Source organism: Pontivivens insulae, assembly GCF_900302495.1.
Lineage (GTDB): Bacteria > Pseudomonadota > Alphaproteobacteria > Rhodobacterales > Rhodobacteraceae > Pontivivens > Pontivivens insulae.
Window position 1 is genome coordinate 1,002,282 of sequence record NZ_OMKW01000001.1, and the last position, 15,998, is coordinate 1,018,279.

Sequence of the window (15,998 nt, forward strand, 5' to 3'; positions counted from 1 at the left end):
AAAATGCTATCTGGTATTCATAATTGAATGGATAGATTGGATTGGGCCTATGTAGAGAGCTTTCTGGCGGTGGCGGAGACCGGCTCTCTTTCGGCTGCGGCGCGGTTAACAGGCATTAGTCAGCCCACCCTGGGGCGTCATGTCCGTGAGTTCGAAGAGTCTGTTGGTGCAGAGCTGTTTATGCGGCACGCGCGCGGGCTGGATCTAAGTGCAGCTGGCACTCAGTTGATGCCAGACGCGCAGGCCATGCGGGATGCGATGCAGCGGATGCGGCTGACCGCTGCGGGGCAGGCAGAAGCGCCCGGTGGCACGGTTCGGATCACGGCGAGCGCCTATTTGAGCAGCTTTCGGCTGCCGCAGGTCATCGCCGACCTTCGGCAAAAGCACCCTGAGATTGCGATTGAACTGGTTCCATCAGACAGCACTGCAAATTTGCTGTTCCGGGAGGCTGATATCGCAGTGCGGATGTATCGGCCCACGCAACCGGATGTCATCACACGGCATGTCGCGGACCTGCCGCTGGGCCTGTTTGCCGCCTACAGCTATCTGGAGCGACGCGGTGTGCCGGTCGATCTGCAGACCTTCGGCAGCCATGACCTGATCGGTTATGACAGCTCGACCCTGATCCTGGATGCGATGGCGGAAATGGGCCTCGATTTCACGCGAGAGGACTTTGTTGTTCGATGCGATGATCAGGTCGCGAATTGGCAGATGGTGCGCGCGGGGTGCGGAATCGGAGTCGGACAATTGGATGCGGGCAGGGCTGACCCGCTGCTGCGTCAGGTCCTGCCGGACTTGATGATCCGGCCTTTGCCCGTCTGGCTGACAGCGCCGCGGGCGCTGCGCACAAATCCCAACATACGTGCGGTCTATGACCATCTCGCGGTGGCGTTTGCTTGACTTTCGGGCGGTGTGAAGCCACGACAGGCCGGACTGAAAATCTGGAGATGACCCATGAGCAATCCCTCCCTTCTTATCCTGCCCGGCGACGGTATCGGCCCTGAAGTGATGGCGGAGGTGCGGCGGATCATCGACTGGTTTGGCGCGAAGCGGGATCTGGCCTTTGACGTCTCCGAAGACTTGGTAGGCGGCGCGGCTTATGACGCGCACGGCACCCCGCTGCACGATGACACGATGGCCCGCGCGCAAGAGGCGGACGCGGTTCTGCTGGGCGCTGTTGGTGGCCCGAAATATGACGATCTCGACTTCTCGGTGAAGCCGGAGCGTGGCCTGCTGCGTCTGCGCAAGGAGATGGACCTGTTCTCGAACCTGCGTCCGGCGCAGTGCTTTGACGCGCTGGCGGATTTCTCCTCCCTCAAGCGCGACGTCGTCTCTGGCCTCGATATCATGATCGTGCGCGAGCTGACTTCCGGTTCCTACTTTGGCGAGCCGCGTGGCATCTTTGAGGAGAATGGGGAGCGGGTTGGCATCAACACCCAGCGCTACACCACCTCCGAGATTCGCCGCGTTGCGCGCTCTGCCTTTGAGTTGGCGCGCCGTCGCGGTAACAAGGTCTGCTCGATGGAGAAGGCCAATGTGATGGAGAGCGGCATCCTGTGGCGTGAGGAAGTCACCTGGGTCCACCAGAACGAATATCCGGATGTGGAGCTGAGCCACATGTACGCGGATGCAGGCGCAATGCAGCTTTGCCGCTGGCCCAAGCAGTTTGACGTGATCCTGACGGACAACCTGTTTGGCGACTTGCTGTCGGATACTGCGGCCATGCTGACCGGGTCGCTGGGTATGCTGCCGTCTGCCTCCCTCGGCGCACCGATGGAGAATGGACGCCCCAAGGCGCTCTACGAGCCGGTGCACGGCTCCGCCCCTGACATTGCGGGGCAAGGCAAGGCGAACCCCATCGCATGTGTGCTGAGCTTTGCCATGGCGCTGCGCTATTCCTTCGATCAGGGCGCCGAGGCGGATCGTCTGGAGCAGGCGGTTGAGCGGACGCTCGCAGCTGGTGCGCGCACCGGCGATTTGATGGGACCGGAAGGCGGTACGCCGCTCAGCACCTCTGAAATGGGTGATGCGATCCTGAAGGAGCTCGATGCAAGCCTCTGAGCCTCGCATCTTCAGAGAAATTTAAGCAGTTTTGGGCGATTGGAGATGGATGTCTTCAGTCGCCCAAAATTTATCCGATGCGCCCGATTGGACGGTGGATCCGATCATACAGATGGAACGGGATGTGCTGCCGGTCCTGCATCAGGTTCCGCTTTGGTGCGTGGCCCAAGCCCTGAATATTGCCAGACCGGAGATCGGGCCTGTTCTGCAATGTGCGGAGGATGCCTTTCGCATGCGTGCGGCACAACTGCTCAGCGATCATGGCATTGCAGTTGGCATCGAGGATCAGACGCGCTTTCGAGAGACCGCAAATCTGTTGCGTGAGACCCATAAGCGATTGCTCGACGTCGACAGTTCGCCTGACGGGGTGGAGCTTTACACTTTCTTGCAAGGACGGTTCGTGCTGCAAGTCGAAGCGACGTTGGACAGGTTTAGAGAGATCTTTCTGATCCGTGTTCTGAAGTCGCACATCGTGCAGGCAGAACAGGCTGCGCGTGCAGTGGGGGAGTTGAATGAGATCGGACGGCAATTCTACTACGTCGCCCTGAACGCAAGCATCGAGGCGGCGCGGATGGGGGCGGGTGGACGAGGCTTCTCGATCATCGGGGATGAGATCCGAAAGATGTCAAAGACCGCCCAACAGACGGCACAAACCCTGCAGAAACTCATGGTAGAGGAGCAGGACAAGGCGTAAGACGCGATTGACGAAAGCGTAAGCACGCAGCTGGAAAGGCATTGATCATGACGGCTCCGATAAAGGGGGCGCTGGCCGCCCTCATGTCGTTCGCGTTCTTTTCAAGCCACGATGCACTGGTCAAATCGCTGGGCGGTGCGATCAGTGTTTTTCAGATTGTCTTCTTCTCGGTCCTGTTCGGGTTTCCGCTGGTGATGCTCATGCTGATCCGCGACAGGGCGGAAGGCACCTTGCGGCCGCGGCATCCGTGGTTGGTCGGGTTGCGAACCTTGCTTGCGGTGACAACGAGTTTCGGCGCGTTCTATGCCTTTACCTCTCTACCGTTGAGCCAGGTCTATTCGATCATCTTTGCGCAACCGCTGTTGATCACGGCGCTGTCGGTGCCCCTGTTGGGTGAGAGTGTCGGATGGCGGCGCTGGATCGCCGTGTTGGTTGGCCTGATCGGGGTGATGATCGTGCTCGATCCGCGCAATGCAGATCTGCAATGGGGGCATCTGGCAGCACTCATCGCCGCATTTGGTGGAGCGGTCGTATCAATCATCCTGCGCAAGATCGGTGGGGAAGAGCGCAGTGCGGTGCTGATCCTCTATCCGATGCTGGCGAATTTCGCGTGCATGGGGTTGGCGCTTCCCTTCGTTTACGTTGCGCCATCTGGCGTGCAGCTTGCGACGCTTGCGGCGATTGCATTGTTCAGCTTTGGCGGGATGCTGATGATGATCCTGGCGTATCGGATTGCACCTGCCGCCATTGTGGCACCGATGCAGTATTCCCAGATCATCTGGGCAGCGCTGCTGGGCGCGCTGTTCTTCATGGAGTTCCCGACCTGGAATACCGCCGTTGGTGCTGGCGTGATCATCGCCGCGGGTCTTTATATCGTTGCGCGAGAACGTAGCGGCGGGCGTAGCCAGACGACCCCGGTTTCTGGCTCTCGTACGCCACGGGGCGATACGGCCCCGGGCCTGCGGGCAGGCGACGTTCTGCGCATGCGGGATGCTGCCAATCGGCCCTTGCGCTCTGACCCTGAATAAGGCAAATGCTGCGCACCGGACGGCTATGGCAATCCGGTCACGATGAAGTCGGGCAGTGGCGCAGCCTGGTAGCGCACCTGCTTCGGGAGCAGGGGGTCGGAGGTTCGAATCCTCTCTGCCCGACCATCGTAAACACCCTTCCTGACAATCTCTGATCAGATGATCGCGCCTTCGATTACGGCCTTTCCGCTTTCAAGCCTGCTATAGTCGAAAGGGGTCATATCGAGCGTGCGGTACTGGCCGTGGACGAGCAACTCTGCCGCACCGCGACCCATTGCGGGCGCCTGTTGTAGGCCATGACCTGAGAAGCCGTTGAGGAAGTAGAAATTCGTGACCTCGCTATGGGCCCCGACAACCGCATTCTGATCGAACGTGTTGTATGCGTAATGCCCGGCCCATTCGGCCGTGACCTTTATGGCCTCGAATTGCGGGATACGGGTGGCGAGGATCGGCCAGACATGATCCTGCCAAAACGCCTGATCCATGGTGAAGTCGTCATAGTCGACGGCGGGGTCAATCGCGGTATGGGCGCCAGCCTGATAGGTGCCGCCGCCATTTTCGCGCACATGGACGCCGGAGGGATCAATCGTCAGCGGAAGATCCCGATCAAGTGGTTGTGCGGCAGAGAACACCCAAGAATATCGCTTCCGCGGCTCGACCGGCAGTGAGATTCCGGCCATTCGGGCTGTTCTGTCAGCGCGCGGACCCGATGCATTGAGCAGGCTTGCGCAGCCGATGACATCACCGGACGCAAGCGTGACGCTTTCGACGCGGGCTCTATCCGCCGACTTGGTCATCGCGACGACTTCGTTGTGAAGATACTCAACCCCGCGCGCGCGGCCAGAGCGGCGCAGGCAATCGAATACCGCCGTTGCATCCCAATAGCCTTCATCCACCAGATTGATTGAGCCGAGTATGATGTCATCGAGTTGGTAGAACGGATAAGCCGTGCTGATCTGATCACGTGTCATCAGTTGTGTGGCGGCGCCAGCGGCCTGCTGGACCTTGTGATTGGCGCGCAGCGTCTCGGCAAAGCTCTCTGTGTTGGCAAGATACATATAGCCAAAATTGTGGACCCTCAGCTGCGGCACTGAGGGTATGTCGCCGATATGATCGGCGAGGTTCTGCACGAAGGCCGCTGCGAATTGTGAAATCTGGATGTTGAGAGTTGTTGAGAACTGCTGCCGCATGCAGGAATTGGTGTGCATGGTGGAGCAGGCCGAATAGGTCGGATCGCGCTCAACCACAAGGATGCGGCCATCAAAATCGGGATCGCCCGACAGGAACCATGCCGCCGAAGCGCCCATGATGGCGCCACCGACGATGATCACGTCATAGGTTTTATGTTGGGGCGATTGAAAGGGCATCGGTGCTCTCCCGTTCCGGTTTGGGCATACTCTGCCCGCAATCCCGGCGTCAGGAAAGAAGACGGGCGCCATTGATGCGCCCGTCTTGTGGATTATTCGTTTGTCTGGCGGGCGTCAGCCGTTCTGATGATCCGCAGCCAGGATCAGCCCTTCGCGGATCAGGCGCTTTGCCAGAACCACACGGCCATCCGCATCCAAGTCGCCATCGAAGGCGGACAGGGCTTTCGGCTCTGCACATGCGAGCATGTCCTTCAGGATTGGCTCAACATGATCGGGCAGCGTGAGGACGGTCTGGCCGCTCGCCACTGTCACCTCCTCGTCCGCGGTGGAGACGGTGTAGATCAGGTTCGGGCGGGTCATGATCCGCGTGTCGGTATCGACCTTGGAGAGTTGCATCATCTGGTGCATTTGCCCGCGCAACATCGGTTTACGGTCTGTCACAAAGCTGCTGCCCAGATTGTCGAGCAACGCATCAAAATCAACGTGATCCCCGATGGAGGCAAGCAGGTCCTGGAATTTCGCGCGGGCGGCATCACGATCGAAGTCGGGGTCGCTGGCAAATCCGCGCGGCAGATTTTCGCGGAAGGCTGGATCTGCGACACAGGCGGCGGTAACGGCCTCAACCATAACTTCGGTCCACGTTTTCGCCATGAGGCCAAAGGTAATGTGGAGCGAGATATCGTCGGTGGAGCGCGCATCGTGGACCAATCCGCGCGGGCAATAATAGAGATCGCCCGCATTCAGGCGGAATTCCTTGACCGGTGGGATCTCAGTATACTTGCTGGAGTCAAATTTCTGCCCGATCAGCGGCAATTCCACGGGCACGTCGTATGAGCGCCACTCCTTAGAGCCTGCGACCTGCAACACGAACACATCATGGGTGTCGTAGTGGGTCTTGAAGCCCTGCGCATTGGGCGGCGAGAGGTAGATATTGGTTTGAAGCTGCGCATCGAACTCCTGCTCGACCGCTCGGCAGAGTGCGGCCAGGGCCGGGATCTTGCGCTGTAGGCCCGGCAGTATGATCGTGCTGCCATCGTTGAACTGTTGATAGAGCTTGGCCGCGTCGATCAGGTTGTCCGGGCCAGTGAAGTCGGCGGACGTCACCTCGGACACCGCATTGGCCATCGCGACATGGGCTGCATTCGGGCTCGACGTCGTGATGAACTCATCAATCTGATCGAGGGTCAGGAGGGAGGCGAAGTGCTCGGGATCGTTCCGTTGAACGATCAGTCCTTCCTTCTCGTAGTATTTCTCAAAGAATTCGGCCTTGGTGAGGGGGGCAATCACCTGCTCGAATGAAAAGCCGGGCTGAACCGAGGCGGGGGCGTCAGCGGTCTTGCTCATGGATAGTCGTCTTTCTGATTTACGCAGATACTCAAACGGCCCCGGAATTCCGAGGCCGTGATATTTCTCTCAACTCGACTGAAAATCAATCGTAATCGCTGCCGCGGCCAACGGGATCGTTCGGATCGCTGTTGGTGCGTGTGCCTGCGGGATCGGAGTAGTTTCCGCCGCCGTAGGAGCCGCCGACATCCGCGTCGGTGCCGCCACCGATCGGGTCGTTAGGATCGCGGTCGGAACCACCGCCGATGGGGTCGTTAGGGTCGCGGTCAGAGCCGCCACCGACCGGGTCGGCCGCTGCTGCGCGCTGTGCGGTACCTGCGACGCCTACGGCGGCAAGACCGGCAACAACGCCTGTCCGTGCAAGAAAGCTACGACGCGATTCGGAAGAACCTGTCTTGATGTCGTCTTCGGTGAGGGTGTTTTTGGACTTTTTGTCCTTTGGGGGGGTGCTCATGGCAATTCTCCGTAACGTCTTGCGACGATGAGGGCTAAAGCGAAGTTCGGAGAGGTTAACACCAAGATGCGTCACTTTGCCACTAAAACCTGCGACGTTATCCCGCAGCGTAAGGCGCGTTCCGTACCAATCCGAGGATTTGCTGACAGAAAAAGTCGGGATTGACGGCGCCGACTCTTTTTGTCAGGTTTGCGGCAACGCCAAGCCAGCATTTGCAAGCCAGGTCGACGCAAGATGGAGCCCCACCATGTGTGAGACAGTCTCTACCAGTTCACCCGCCTCGCAGGCCGCACCGGCGCATGATGCTCGTGAGTTGATCGGGCCGGATGGCGATGCCGTCATCAGGCTGGATGACAAATCCTATGTGCTGCGCATTACCCGTCAGAATAAGCTGATCCTGACAAAATGAGTGTTCATGATCGGCATATTTCGCCCCCGCCTGCGGGTGGCGCGGCGGTTGGCCATCTTGAGGAGATGCCGCGGATTGAGGCCGCGATTGTCTGCTATCTGAGGATGTGGTGTTCCGGCGAGGATGGGCGCAGTGAATTGGCGCTCGCCTTTTATGATGCTGGGGCCGCAGATGTGGCCGAGTTGATGGATCAGTTTTCACGCCTTATGCGCGGTCTGATTGACGCGGCACGCAGACCGCTTCAACGTCGGCATATGGGGTGCGCGCTTGTCTCTGGCGACGAAAGTGCATTTGCTCATTTCGTTGCTGCTGCGGCAGTCGGAGAGCGGGAAGATGCAATGCTTCTGGCGTCCCACCTCGTTCTGCCGCAGGCGTGGCTGCCGATGACGATGCTGGCTGAAGAGGTTGGGCTGGACCTTGCACGGCTTCATGCCGCAGCCCCAAACTATACGCATCAACCGCAACAAAATCCCCGCAAGTTGAACTGAGAGAGAGCCCCCAAAATGCGCTGCACTTATCTGACCACGCTTGTCGCCAGCGGTCTGGCCACATCGGCCCTGGCTGCCGAGCCAGGCGATGTCCTGACCAATTACGCCAACATTGCCGAAGCCAAATACACTGACAGTCTTGTAACAGCTCAGCGGCTGGAGGACGCGGTGGAAGTGCTGTTGGCGAACCCGTCTGCCGAGGCACTTCATCGCGCACGTGCTGCTTGGTTGGCGGCACGCGTGCCGTATCAGCAGACCGAGGTTTATCGGTTCGGCAATGCGATTGTCGACGAATGGGAAGGCAAGGTGAATGCCTGGCCGCTTGATGAGGGTTTGATCGACTATGTCGACGCAACCTATGGCGGTCCGACAGATGAAAATGAGTATGCCGCCCTCAATGTAATTGCGAACCCGACGTTCACGCTGTCAGGCGTTGAGATTGATGCGACGGAAATCACACCGGCGCTGCTGGAGGGATCGCTGCATGAGGCCGACGCGGTGGAGAGCAACGTCGCGACCGGCTATCATGCTATTGAGTTCCTGTTGTGGGGACAGGATCTGAATGGTCACGACGCCGGTGCAGGGGAACGTCCGTGGACCGACTATGCGGTGGGCGATGCCTGCACCAATGACAATTGCGATCGACGTGGAGATTACTTGCTGGCCGCGACGCAGTTGCTTGTCTCCGATCTGGAATGGATGAGTGCGCAGTGGGCCGAGGGCGGAGCGGCACGAGCCGCGCTGATGGCCGATGAGGCCGTCGGTATCTCCACCATCCTGACCGGCATGGGCAGCCTGTCCTATGGGGAGCAGGCAGGCGAGCGGATGCGCCTTGGCCTGATGCTAAATGACCCGGAGGAAGAGCATTCGTGCTTTGCCGACAACACGCATAACGACCACTACTATGACGGGCTGGGCATCTGGAACGTCTACAATGGCACGTATACTGGCATCGACGGTCGTGTGGTTTCTGGGGCGTCGCTCTCTTCGCTGGTGGCCGCCGCGGATGCAGATGTGGATGCAGAACTTTCCGCCCGTCTGGATGCGACGATGATGGCGTTGGGCCGGATCAAGACCGCCGCCGAGGCTGGTTTCGCCTATGACATGATGCTGGAGCGTGGAAACGCGGCCGGTGAAGCGCTCGTCATGGGTGGGGTGAACGCGCTGGTCGATCAGACCCGCTCGATCGAGCGCGCGGTCGCAGCGCTGAACGTGGCCGAGATTGCGTTTGAGGGATCGGACAGCCTCGACAATCCGAACGCGGTCTTCGAGTAATGATGGTACGGTGGGGGCAATCGATCCGCCCCCGCCAGAACTTTTACGTCGCCTCAGGCCGACTTGAGGTGCGCGCGCAGCATCCAAGCGAATTTTTCGTGCTCACGCCCGCGTTCGATGGCGAGGTCCTGTGTCAGCAGATCGCCATGCTCCTCTGCAATTGCAGCAGCACCGCGTAAGGTCTTGGCTAGGGTCATCTGGGCCTTGAGCAGATGCTGCAGCATCTCACTTGCATCAAATGCCCCCTCGGCCTCCACCACTTTCGACCGGTTGATCATGCCAGCTAGGGTACCTTCGGCATGCATATCGATCGCTTTGATCCGCTCTGCCAGATCATCTTGTGCGGTAAAGTGATCCTCATAGATGGTCTGGAACAGTTCATGAAGCGGGCCGAAGGCCATCCCCTCGACATTCCAGTGGAAGTTTTGCGCCATCATCGTGGTCACTGCCGTTTCGGCGACAGATTGATTGAGCGCGTCAGCGATGGCGGTTTGTGCGTTCGGTGAAAGATCAAGGGCGAGGTCAGCCATATCGTGCTCCATTAGCTGGCGGTCTGGCTGGGATTGGCTTGACCGCTTTAGAATTATTCTAATGTAGCGCAGATTGCGTCGCTGCCAAGGGGCGGAGTGCAAGCGGTTCGGTCAGGCACCGACCGCGAGCAGGTGATTGTCCCAATTCACCGCAAATTCCTGGCGAATACTGCCATCGGCAAGCCATGCCCCCCCGTCGCCCTGAGAGATCAGAAGCCGATCTCCGTTGGCGGCAAGACCGCACAGATCGGTGCCGGGAGCGACCGACAGGAATTCGGTCGCGCTCACACGGAACATGCAGTTGCCGCGCGGTGCCGATGCATAGAAGACGCCCGCAGCATCGACCGCGACACTGCCGACATATCCCTCACTCCGCGTGAGCAATGGGGTGGGCAAGGTGGGGCGATGGACGAGACCGTCCCGGTCCAAGACGGCGAGGGGCGACTGCGTCGGTCCGCGTTCGTCATTCCATTGAAGGCCCATGATGATGGCATCGTCAGGGCCCTGGGCAATATGGCGGATCGAGTAGCGTTGGTCGCGCGCGGGCAGCGTCGTTACGGCTTCCACGCCTAAGTCGGCATTCAGTATCGTGAGATTGGATGCCATATCAGGCAGGTTGAGCTTTTCCCGACCGGTGGCAGGATGGGTTCGGATGCCGCCATTTGCGACGGCATAACCGTCGTTATGTAGGCGGATGATCTCATGTGGGCCAATTCCGTTCGAGGCAATCTCTCCGACGCGTCGATAGCCGGACGCAACATCCCAAAGGCCAATGCGGCCAGAGCCGGTCTCGTATTCATTCTCGGTCGTCAGCAGCAGATCACCATCCGCCGAAAACGCCCCGTGGCCGTAGAAATGAGAGCCGTCAGGCGGTTCAAGCCGGTGCAGCGCGTCGCCCCGCGCGCAATCGAGCACAAGCGCAAAGCGTCCTGGCCGACGGGCAAAAAGCACCGCCTCGGCGCGCCACGGATGGGCGGCACCAGAATGTCCGCGTGCGGGGATCGGATGTTCAAAGGCAACCCGCAGATCGGATGTCAATCCGATCAGGGCGAAGCTCTGATCCGGACAACGCGCCGCGCCGATGAAGGCCGCACCCCCCGCACCCGCCCATGAAATGGAAGGTGCTGCGCTGCCAGCCATCAGGCCGGCCAGAAAGCCACGGCGACGCATCAATCGCCGTCAAGCGCGTTGAAGCTTTGAGACACACCAAGTGCAGGCCCTACGATGGTCTCCAACATGTCATGCACACCGGTAAGTTGGCTTTGTATGGCTTCAACATGCACGCGCCCTTCAGGCGTCGCCACTATTGCCAACGTGGGGTCTGCGGTATTGTTGGCGGTGCGCAAGGTGGCGTCCCATGCCGCGTTGATGCGATCGGCCTCTTCCTCTGGAATGAAGGCCAGGAAGGGATTGGCCAGATCACGCAGCGCCGTCATGGAGCCAACGATATTGGGCAGACTGCGCGCGGAGCGCCAAGCCTCTGCCCGCCTCGGTCGCGGACGTTCAAACGTGCCCAGCGGGCGGCCCAAACGTTTTTCAATTGTGATTTCGAGGCCAACAAGCACAGCGCTGAACAGGGTGCGGACGACCTCTTCGTCATCGAGATAGAAGAAATTCTCTTCGGCCCCGGCAGTTGTCAGCAACACCGCTTCTTTCTGCCAGGTGAAATGCAGCGCTTCGGCTATGTTCGCAATGTCGCGGGCGATGGCCTCAGCCAAGGCACAGGGATAGGTGCCTGGCTCCATGACAGGTGCATCTGTATCGAAGAGCAACCAATCGAGAGCGAAAAAGCCGCGTGCGGCGATCGAGACGTCGGAATACTCCGATGCGATGATCGGATCTTCATCTGCTATCAGGGCGCGCAGTGTTGCAGGTGTCGCCCCGCGGGTGTCCGGCCAAAAGGCAAGTGCGAACCCCCGTTCGTCCAGTTCCGTGGGGCCAAATCGCAGATGGCTTACCCCCATCCAGCCGTCAAACGCGGCATCATAGACCGGCCTCATTTCAGCGCAGGACGCCTCTGCCAAGGGGGTCGCAGCCTGATCAAAAGCTGCGAAGCCCGGCAGGATGTGCTGGTCCACGACGATCTGGGCCACCTCGCCATGGGTTTGAGCCGAGGCCACACCGGCAAGCGAGAGGGTGGCGGCAAGAAAGAGGCGGAACATCAGAGGCTCTCCAAGAAGCGAATGAGATCGGAACGCGTGGCCGGTGTCATCTGTTGAACCGCCTCGCGCGCAGCGGCGGCCTCCCCACCATGCCACAAAACGGCTTCCAGCAAACTGCGGGCGCGTCCATCATGCAGAAAATAGGTATGGCCGCTGACCGTTTCGGTCAGGCCAATGCCCCAAAGAGGTGGGGTACGCCATTCTTGTCCCGTCGCGCGCCCCTCGGGCAGGCCGTCGGCAAGCCCTTCTCCCATGTCGTGCAGCAGCATGTCGGTATAGGGCCAGATCAACTGAAAGCTCTGCGGTCCGCCACCCACAAGCCGCTGCGTCACAAAGCTTGGCCGATGGCAGTCGGCACATCCGGCCTCATGAAACGCCGCCTTGCCGCGCAAAACGCCGGGGTCATCTACGTCCCGCCGGGCGGGCACCGCGAGGTTCCGTGAGTAGAATGCGACGAGATCGAGCGTGTTTTGATCAATCTCCAACCCGCCCTGTGCCTCTGATCCGCCACCGGAGGCGGAAAGGCATGCGTCTTGCGCTGTGGTGCAATCCCCGTGATCTGATGGATTGATCGGGTTCGAGATACCGATGTCATTGAAGAACGCATCGGCGCTCTGCTCGGTTATTGTCGGGTCGCCCGCCTTCAATCCGAAGCGGCCCAGAAGGGGGCGGTCGAACTCGGCCGACCAAACCACCTGCGCCCGGCCTGAAATCCCATTTCCATCGAGATCTTCAGGGTCCGCATATGCCAGAATGTCTTCGGCGGAAATTGTTTCGAGCAAGCCCAACCCGATCATCTGAGGGGCAATCCTGGGGCTGACTGCATAGTCTGGGCCGAGCGGTCCGTATCCCAGATTGGCAAGGTCATAGATTGGACGGCGAAGGGTTGCCGGCGCCTCTCCGGCGAGATCGACCTCGAAGGTTTCATAGCGGATGCGGAGGTCATACTCTGCGGGCACTCCGGGAACGGACCTGTCCTGCAACTGCCCCCCATAGACCGGATGCGGCGGCGCGCCGATATAGCCTTCAATCGCATCGACCAACCCCTGATCGGCGCCCAGTCCGGGGGCCGCGATCCGCAGGAGCATTGAAGTGGTCAAGTCGTCATCGGATTCAGGTGGATGACCACGCCCGTCCTTCAGGTGACAGCGCTGGCAGGACCGTGCGTTATAAAGCGGGCCCAGCCCGTCGGACGCAATCGTTGAAGAGGGCGCTGTAACCCAGAGCCGGCGAAACAGCCCATTGCCCACGAAAAAGTCGCCGCGTTCGGCGAAACTGAGCGTTTCGGACGGATGTGAGAATGCGTCTGCATCTGGTGCGGCCAGCGATGTTCCTGCGCCGCCGGACATTGCCTCGAACCCTTGTGCGCGGCTGAAATCCTGAGGTGGGGCCGTCACAGTCCGGATGCGGTCCTGCTCTTCGAGCGTACGCGGGACGATGTCGAGATGCGGCATATCGAGCGGAACGTCTGCGAATGCGGCCAAGGGAAATACGGCGAACAGAACTGTCAGAACGGAGCGCATCTTGACCGCCTTATTTCCGATAAAGTAACTCAGGTATAGGGGGCTCCGCCAGTGCACGCCACAATATTTGTGCAGGAAGCGCACAAATTTTCACACGGTGGTTGCGCATTGCGGTATATCCGATAAATAAAGTCGGAATAGGCGTTGATGTTGAGAGTGTTTGATGCAGGCACGTGCGAGACGAGATGAAGGCAGAAGCGGCATATCGGGTGCGCTCGCGGCAACCGATGAACTGCTTGTGCTGCGCATGACGGCCTTGCGATGTGGTGCGGGCCGCCGCACCGCCCTTTGGCCCGCCTGCTCGATGCTGTCCGTTGACGGGCCAGCGCAGCCCATGGCGGAAACACTTGTCGCGGTGCTGGAGGAGGCGCTGGGCCGTCCAGCTGTCTTCTACACGCCACGCGATACTGGTCGCAGCTTTGATGAATTGTGGCTGCTGAGGCTCTTCGAGCGGTGGCGGGCCGGGGATCTGGCGTCGGTCGAGTTGCTGATCCGCTCTCGTTTGCGGCCACAACATCAGCGACTGTTCAGATTGTTGGTGGCTGGACTTGCGGATCGTCTGACAGCGCTCAATGTCCCGCGGGTCTAACGGGGCAGCTCGGTTCGTGCGCCCTTTTTTCGCGCGCGTTTGAGATAGGCTGCTGTCCAATGTGTAAAACGGCCAAGTGCGCGTTGCTGATTCATGACAAGGACAAGAAATGCCCGGCGGTGCTTTTCCCCCTTCAGTTTCTTGAACAGGGATTTCTGCTCTTTTGTCATTGAACAGCCGATACAGTGCCCCTGACGTTTGAATTTACAAACTTTGATGCAGGGGCTTAGCGTTTTTCCAGACATGACATCGCGCCTTCGTAATCTGCCTCAAAAGGCACATATAGGAGCTGCGGAGCCGTCAACCACCGTCCCAGATGCGCGGCAGCTGGGTCAGGCTGCCTTTTCTATTCCCTGGCATTCGCGGAAGATGCGGGCGGAGCAAGATTGGCATATGCTTCGATCTGCCAGATCGACGATCGCGCGGATCGCGTCGCCCTTGCTTTGGTAGATGTGGTCTTCCCCGACGGCGTGGAATACGCCGATCTGCCTTAGACGATGCTCTAGCGGTGCGTAGCGGATCACGATGTGCAGGGCGCCACCGCGCTTGCGAATACGCTCCGCCTCATCAATCAGGACCTGCCCGCCAGACAAATCGACGTCGCCGACCCCCTTGAGGATCAGAACCACATGTTTCTGACGTGGGTAAAGCCGTGAGATGGACTGCAAGCCGCGCTCAACCGCCTCAGCCGATCCAAAGTAGAGTGGCCCGTCCAGACGGACAAACACCGCCTGCGGACATTGCTGTAACTTGAACAATTGCGCGTTGCGGAAGACGCCTGCCTTCTCTGGCGCGATCACGATGAGATTTGGCTTGGAGGACTTCGACAGGAAGACGAGAAGCGAAATCAAAACGCCCACGAGGATCGCGATCTCAAGCCCGAGAAACACGCCCGACGCAAAGGTGAAGGTGACGATCCAGGCCTCGGTCCGATCGGTCTTGAACAGTCTGACGACTTCTGAGGGCGAAAGAAGATTCCACGCGACCAACAGGATCAGGCCAGCGAGGCCGGCCAGTGGGATGTGGGCGATCAGAAAGCCGAAATTCAGCAGCAGTATCACCAGGAACAGTGATGCGAAGATCGCTGCGAGTGGTGTCTTTGCACCGGCGCTGAAATTGATGCCGGAACGGGTGAACGAACCGGAGCCTGGATAGGCGCCGAACAGGCCGCCTGCGACATTTGACAGACCCTGGGCCACGATCTCCTGATTTGCATTGAAGCGGTGCCCCGTTTTGGGCGCGAAGGCGCGCCCGATCGACACGGCTTCGAGCAATGCGACCATCGAAACTGCAATTGCGCTTTCAAGCACGCTGGTGAAGATCGACCAGTTGATGTTGGGCACTGCGAAGACAGGCACGACGTCCGGAAGCTCCCCAACCATCCGAATGTCCGCCCCTTCCACGGCGAAATAGTGGGCAACAATGCCGGAGCCGATTAGACCGATGAGGTAGTGTGGCAGCAGTCCCGAAATGCGCTTTGCTATCAGGGCGATGATGAGAGCCGATGCCGAAATCATGATCGCAGGCCATTGGGCCTGATCAATCGAATTGGCAAGTCCGACCAGTCGCTCAAAGACGGAATGGGCTGAGATCGAGATGCCCATGGCCGGACCAAGCTGACTGACAGCGATCAGGATGGCCGCGGCCGACATGAAGCCCAGCATCACTGAGTGGGAGACGAAGGCAATCAATCTGCCCAGCCCGAAGATCCCCAGCGCAAACTGGATAATCCCGACCAGTACCGCGAGCAGGACGGCGGTTTGGAAGAAGAGCGGTGTGCCCGGTTCGATAATGCCCGCGAGGGAGCTGAAGACAATTGCTGAAATCGCAGTTGTCGGTCCTGAGACCATCACCATTGAGGAGCCGAAGATCGCGGCCACGATGGGCGTTACGATTGCAGCATAAAGCCCGTACTGGGGCGGCAGGCCCGCGATCGAGGCAAAGGCAACAGCTTGCGGCAAAACGACAGTTGCGCCGGTTAGACCGGCGAACAGATCAGCACGAATAGTACCGGAGCTGACGTCCCGCCACCAAGGGTGGGGGAGCAGCGCAGCGAACGAGAAGGACATTGCAG

At 59.6% G+C, this 15,998-nt stretch carries 17 protein-coding genes and 1 tRNA gene; 9 read left to right on the forward strand and 9 right to left on the reverse strand.

What is annotated here, in order from left to right; translation table 11 throughout:
- Window positions 1–27 precede the first annotated feature (27 nt).
- From POI8812_RS04715 to POI8812_RS04735, 5 genes are all read left to right on the forward strand, one after another.
- Window positions 28–900: a LysR family transcriptional regulator gene (locus POI8812_RS04715; protein WP_108781339.1), complete on the forward strand. Its 873-nt coding sequence runs from the start codon at window positions 28–30 to the stop codon at window positions 898–900.
- A gap of 54 nt (window positions 901–954) precedes the next feature.
- Window positions 955–2,061 (forward strand): 3-isopropylmalate dehydrogenase, encoded by a 1,107-nt coding sequence (gene leuB / locus POI8812_RS04720; RefSeq protein ID WP_108781340.1) that lies wholly within the window; start codon window positions 955–957, stop codon window positions 2,059–2,061.
- Between the two features lie 49 nt (window positions 2,062–2,110).
- Window positions 2,111–2,755 (forward strand): methyl-accepting chemotaxis protein, encoded by a 645-nt coding sequence (locus POI8812_RS04725; RefSeq protein ID WP_108781341.1) that lies wholly within the window; start codon window positions 2,111–2,113, stop codon window positions 2,753–2,755.
- 47 nt (window positions 2,756–2,802) lie between these two features.
- Window positions 2,803–3,783 carry a DMT family transporter gene (locus POI8812_RS04730; RefSeq protein ID WP_108781342.1) on the forward strand — a complete coding sequence of 327 codons (981 nt, stop codon included), beginning with the start codon at window positions 2,803–2,805 and terminating at the stop codon, window positions 3,781–3,783.
- A gap of 49 nt (window positions 3,784–3,832) precedes the next feature.
- Window positions 3,833–3,909, forward strand: a tRNA-Pro gene (locus POI8812_RS04735).
- 29 nt (window positions 3,910–3,938) lie between these two features.
- Here the strand turns inward: POI8812_RS04735 and POI8812_RS04740 are convergent.
- From POI8812_RS04740 to POI8812_RS04750, 3 genes are all read right to left on the reverse strand, one after another.
- Entirely contained in the window at window positions 3,939–5,150 is a 1,212-nt protein-coding gene (locus POI8812_RS04740; RefSeq protein WP_108781343.1) for an NAD(P)/FAD-dependent oxidoreductase, read from the reverse strand.
- A gap of 114 nt (window positions 5,151–5,264) precedes the next feature.
- Entirely contained in the window at window positions 5,265–6,494 is a 1,230-nt protein-coding gene (locus POI8812_RS04745) for a cupin domain-containing protein (protein ID WP_108781344.1), read from the reverse strand.
- 85 nt (window positions 6,495–6,579) lie between these two features.
- Complete coding sequence (locus tag POI8812_RS04750; RefSeq protein WP_108781345.1) at window positions 6,580–6,948, reverse strand: hypothetical protein; 369 nt, start codon at window positions 6,946–6,948, stop codon at window positions 6,580–6,582.
- A gap of 247 nt (window positions 6,949–7,195) precedes the next feature.
- Between POI8812_RS04750 and hemP the strand changes: the two genes are divergently transcribed.
- From hemP to POI8812_RS04765, 3 genes are read left to right on the forward strand one after another with little or no spacing between them, the layout of a single operon-like run.
- Window positions 7,196–7,357, forward strand: coding sequence for a hemin uptake protein HemP (gene hemP / locus POI8812_RS04755; RefSeq protein ID WP_108781526.1), 162 nt, complete (start codon window positions 7,196–7,198; stop codon window positions 7,355–7,357).
- Window positions 7,354–7,845, forward strand: coding sequence for a hypothetical protein (locus POI8812_RS04760; RefSeq protein WP_108781346.1), 492 nt, complete (start codon window positions 7,354–7,356; stop codon window positions 7,843–7,845). Before hemP ends, POI8812_RS04760 begins: the two co-directional genes overlap by 4 nt.
- A 15-nt stretch (window positions 7,846–7,860) precedes the next feature.
- The gene (locus POI8812_RS04765) at window positions 7,861–9,120 is read left to right on the forward strand and encodes an imelysin family protein (RefSeq protein WP_108781347.1); all 1,260 of its coding nucleotides are present in this window, start codon (window positions 7,861–7,863) and stop codon (window positions 9,118–9,120) included.
- A 53-nt stretch (window positions 9,121–9,173) separates the two neighbouring features.
- Here POI8812_RS04765 and POI8812_RS04770 read toward each other — a convergent pair whose 3' ends face one another.
- The 4 genes from POI8812_RS04770 to POI8812_RS04785 all read right to left on the reverse strand — a co-directional run bounded on the left by POI8812_RS04770 (window position 9,174) and on the right by POI8812_RS04785 (window position 13,335).
- On the reverse strand, window positions 9,174–9,650 hold the full coding sequence (locus POI8812_RS04770) for a Dps family protein (protein ID WP_108781348.1): 477 nt from the start codon (window positions 9,648–9,650) through the stop codon (window positions 9,174–9,176).
- Between the two features lie 111 nt (window positions 9,651–9,761).
- Window positions 9,762–10,820 (reverse strand): DUF1513 domain-containing protein, encoded by a 1,059-nt coding sequence (locus tag POI8812_RS04775; protein WP_245895249.1) that lies wholly within the window; start codon window positions 10,818–10,820, stop codon window positions 9,762–9,764.
- Window positions 10,820–11,812, reverse strand: a complete 993-nt coding sequence (locus POI8812_RS04780) for an imelysin family protein (protein ID WP_108781350.1) — start codon at window positions 11,810–11,812, stop codon at window positions 10,820–10,822. Before POI8812_RS04780 ends, POI8812_RS04775 begins: the two co-directional genes overlap by 1 nt.
- Window positions 11,812–13,335, reverse strand: coding sequence for a di-heme oxidoreductase family protein (locus POI8812_RS04785; protein WP_108781351.1), 1,524 nt, complete (start codon window positions 13,333–13,335; stop codon window positions 11,812–11,814). The genes POI8812_RS04780 and POI8812_RS04785 overlap by 1 nt, the downstream gene beginning before the upstream one ends.
- Window positions 13,336–13,498: 163 nt before the next feature.
- On the opposite strand from POI8812_RS04785, the gene POI8812_RS04790 reads away from it, so the two are divergent.
- Window positions 13,499–13,924, forward strand: a complete 426-nt coding sequence (locus tag POI8812_RS04790; RefSeq protein ID WP_108781352.1) for a hypothetical protein — start codon at window positions 13,499–13,501, stop codon at window positions 13,922–13,924.
- Here the strand turns inward: POI8812_RS04790 and POI8812_RS04795 are convergent.
- Both POI8812_RS04795 and POI8812_RS04800 read right to left on the reverse strand, forming a co-directional pair.
- Complete coding sequence (locus tag POI8812_RS04795; protein ID WP_108781353.1) at window positions 13,921–14,169, reverse strand: DUF1289 domain-containing protein; 249 nt, start codon at window positions 14,167–14,169, stop codon at window positions 13,921–13,923. The two genes, POI8812_RS04790 and POI8812_RS04795, sit on opposite strands and share 4 nt — an antisense overlap.
- Window positions 14,170–14,256: 87 nt before the next feature.
- Window positions 14,257–15,993, reverse strand: coding sequence for a SulP family inorganic anion transporter (locus tag POI8812_RS04800; protein ID WP_108781354.1), 1,737 nt, complete (start codon window positions 15,991–15,993; stop codon window positions 14,257–14,259).
- Between the last annotated feature and the right edge of the window lie 5 nt (window positions 15,994–15,998).

What these genes read in the sequence shown, in the direction of transcription:
- POI8812_RS04715 (WP_108781339.1), top strand. Translation starts at nt 28, where the DNA reads ATGGATAGATTGGATTGGGCCTATGTAGAGAGCTTTCTGGCGGTGGCG.
- leuB (WP_108781340.1), top strand. Translation starts at nt 955, where the DNA reads ATGAGCAATCCCTCCCTTCTTATCCTGCCCGGCGACGGTATCGGCCCT.
- POI8812_RS04725 (WP_108781341.1), top strand. Translation starts at nt 2,111, where the DNA reads ATGTCTTCAGTCGCCCAAAATTTATCCGATGCGCCCGATTGGACGGTG.
- POI8812_RS04730 (WP_108781342.1), top strand. Translation starts at nt 2,803, where the DNA reads ATGACGGCTCCGATAAAGGGGGCGCTGGCCGCCCTCATGTCGTTCGCG.
- POI8812_RS04740 (WP_108781343.1), bottom strand. Translation starts at nt 5,150, where the DNA reads ATGCCCTTTCAATCGCCCCAACATAAAACCTATGACGTGATCATCGTC.
- POI8812_RS04745 (WP_108781344.1), bottom strand. Translation starts at nt 6,494, where the DNA reads ATGAGCAAGACCGCTGACGCCCCCGCCTCGGTTCAGCCCGGCTTTTCA.
- POI8812_RS04750 (WP_108781345.1), bottom strand. Translation starts at nt 6,948, where the DNA reads ATGAGCACCCCCCCAAAGGACAAAAAGTCCAAAAACACCCTCACCGAA.
- hemP (WP_108781526.1), top strand. Translation starts at nt 7,196, where the DNA reads ATGTGTGAGACAGTCTCTACCAGTTCACCCGCCTCGCAGGCCGCACCG.
- POI8812_RS04760 (WP_108781346.1), top strand. Translation starts at nt 7,354, where the DNA reads ATGAGTGTTCATGATCGGCATATTTCGCCCCCGCCTGCGGGTGGCGCG.
- POI8812_RS04765 (WP_108781347.1), top strand. Translation starts at nt 7,861, where the DNA reads ATGCGCTGCACTTATCTGACCACGCTTGTCGCCAGCGGTCTGGCCACA.
- POI8812_RS04770 (WP_108781348.1), bottom strand. Translation starts at nt 9,650, where the DNA reads ATGGCTGACCTCGCCCTTGATCTTTCACCGAACGCACAAACCGCCATC.
- POI8812_RS04775 (WP_245895249.1), bottom strand. Translation starts at nt 10,820, where the DNA reads ATGCGTCGCCGTGGCTTTCTGGCCGGCCTGATGGCTGGCAGCGCAGCA.
- POI8812_RS04780 (WP_108781350.1), bottom strand. Translation starts at nt 11,812, where the DNA reads ATGTTCCGCCTCTTTCTTGCCGCCACCCTCTCGCTTGCCGGTGTGGCC.
- POI8812_RS04785 (WP_108781351.1), bottom strand. Translation starts at nt 13,335, where the DNA reads ATGCGCTCCGTTCTGACAGTTCTGTTCGCCGTATTTCCCTTGGCCGCA.
- POI8812_RS04790 (WP_108781352.1), top strand. Translation starts at nt 13,499, where the DNA reads ATGCAGGCACGTGCGAGACGAGATGAAGGCAGAAGCGGCATATCGGGT.
- POI8812_RS04795 (WP_108781353.1), bottom strand. Translation starts at nt 14,169, where the DNA reads ATGTCTGGAAAAACGCTAAGCCCCTGCATCAAAGTTTGTAAATTCAAA.
- POI8812_RS04800 (WP_108781354.1), bottom strand. Translation starts at nt 15,993, where the DNA reads ATGTCCTTCTCGTTCGCTGCGCTGCTCCCCCACCCTTGGTGGCGGGAC.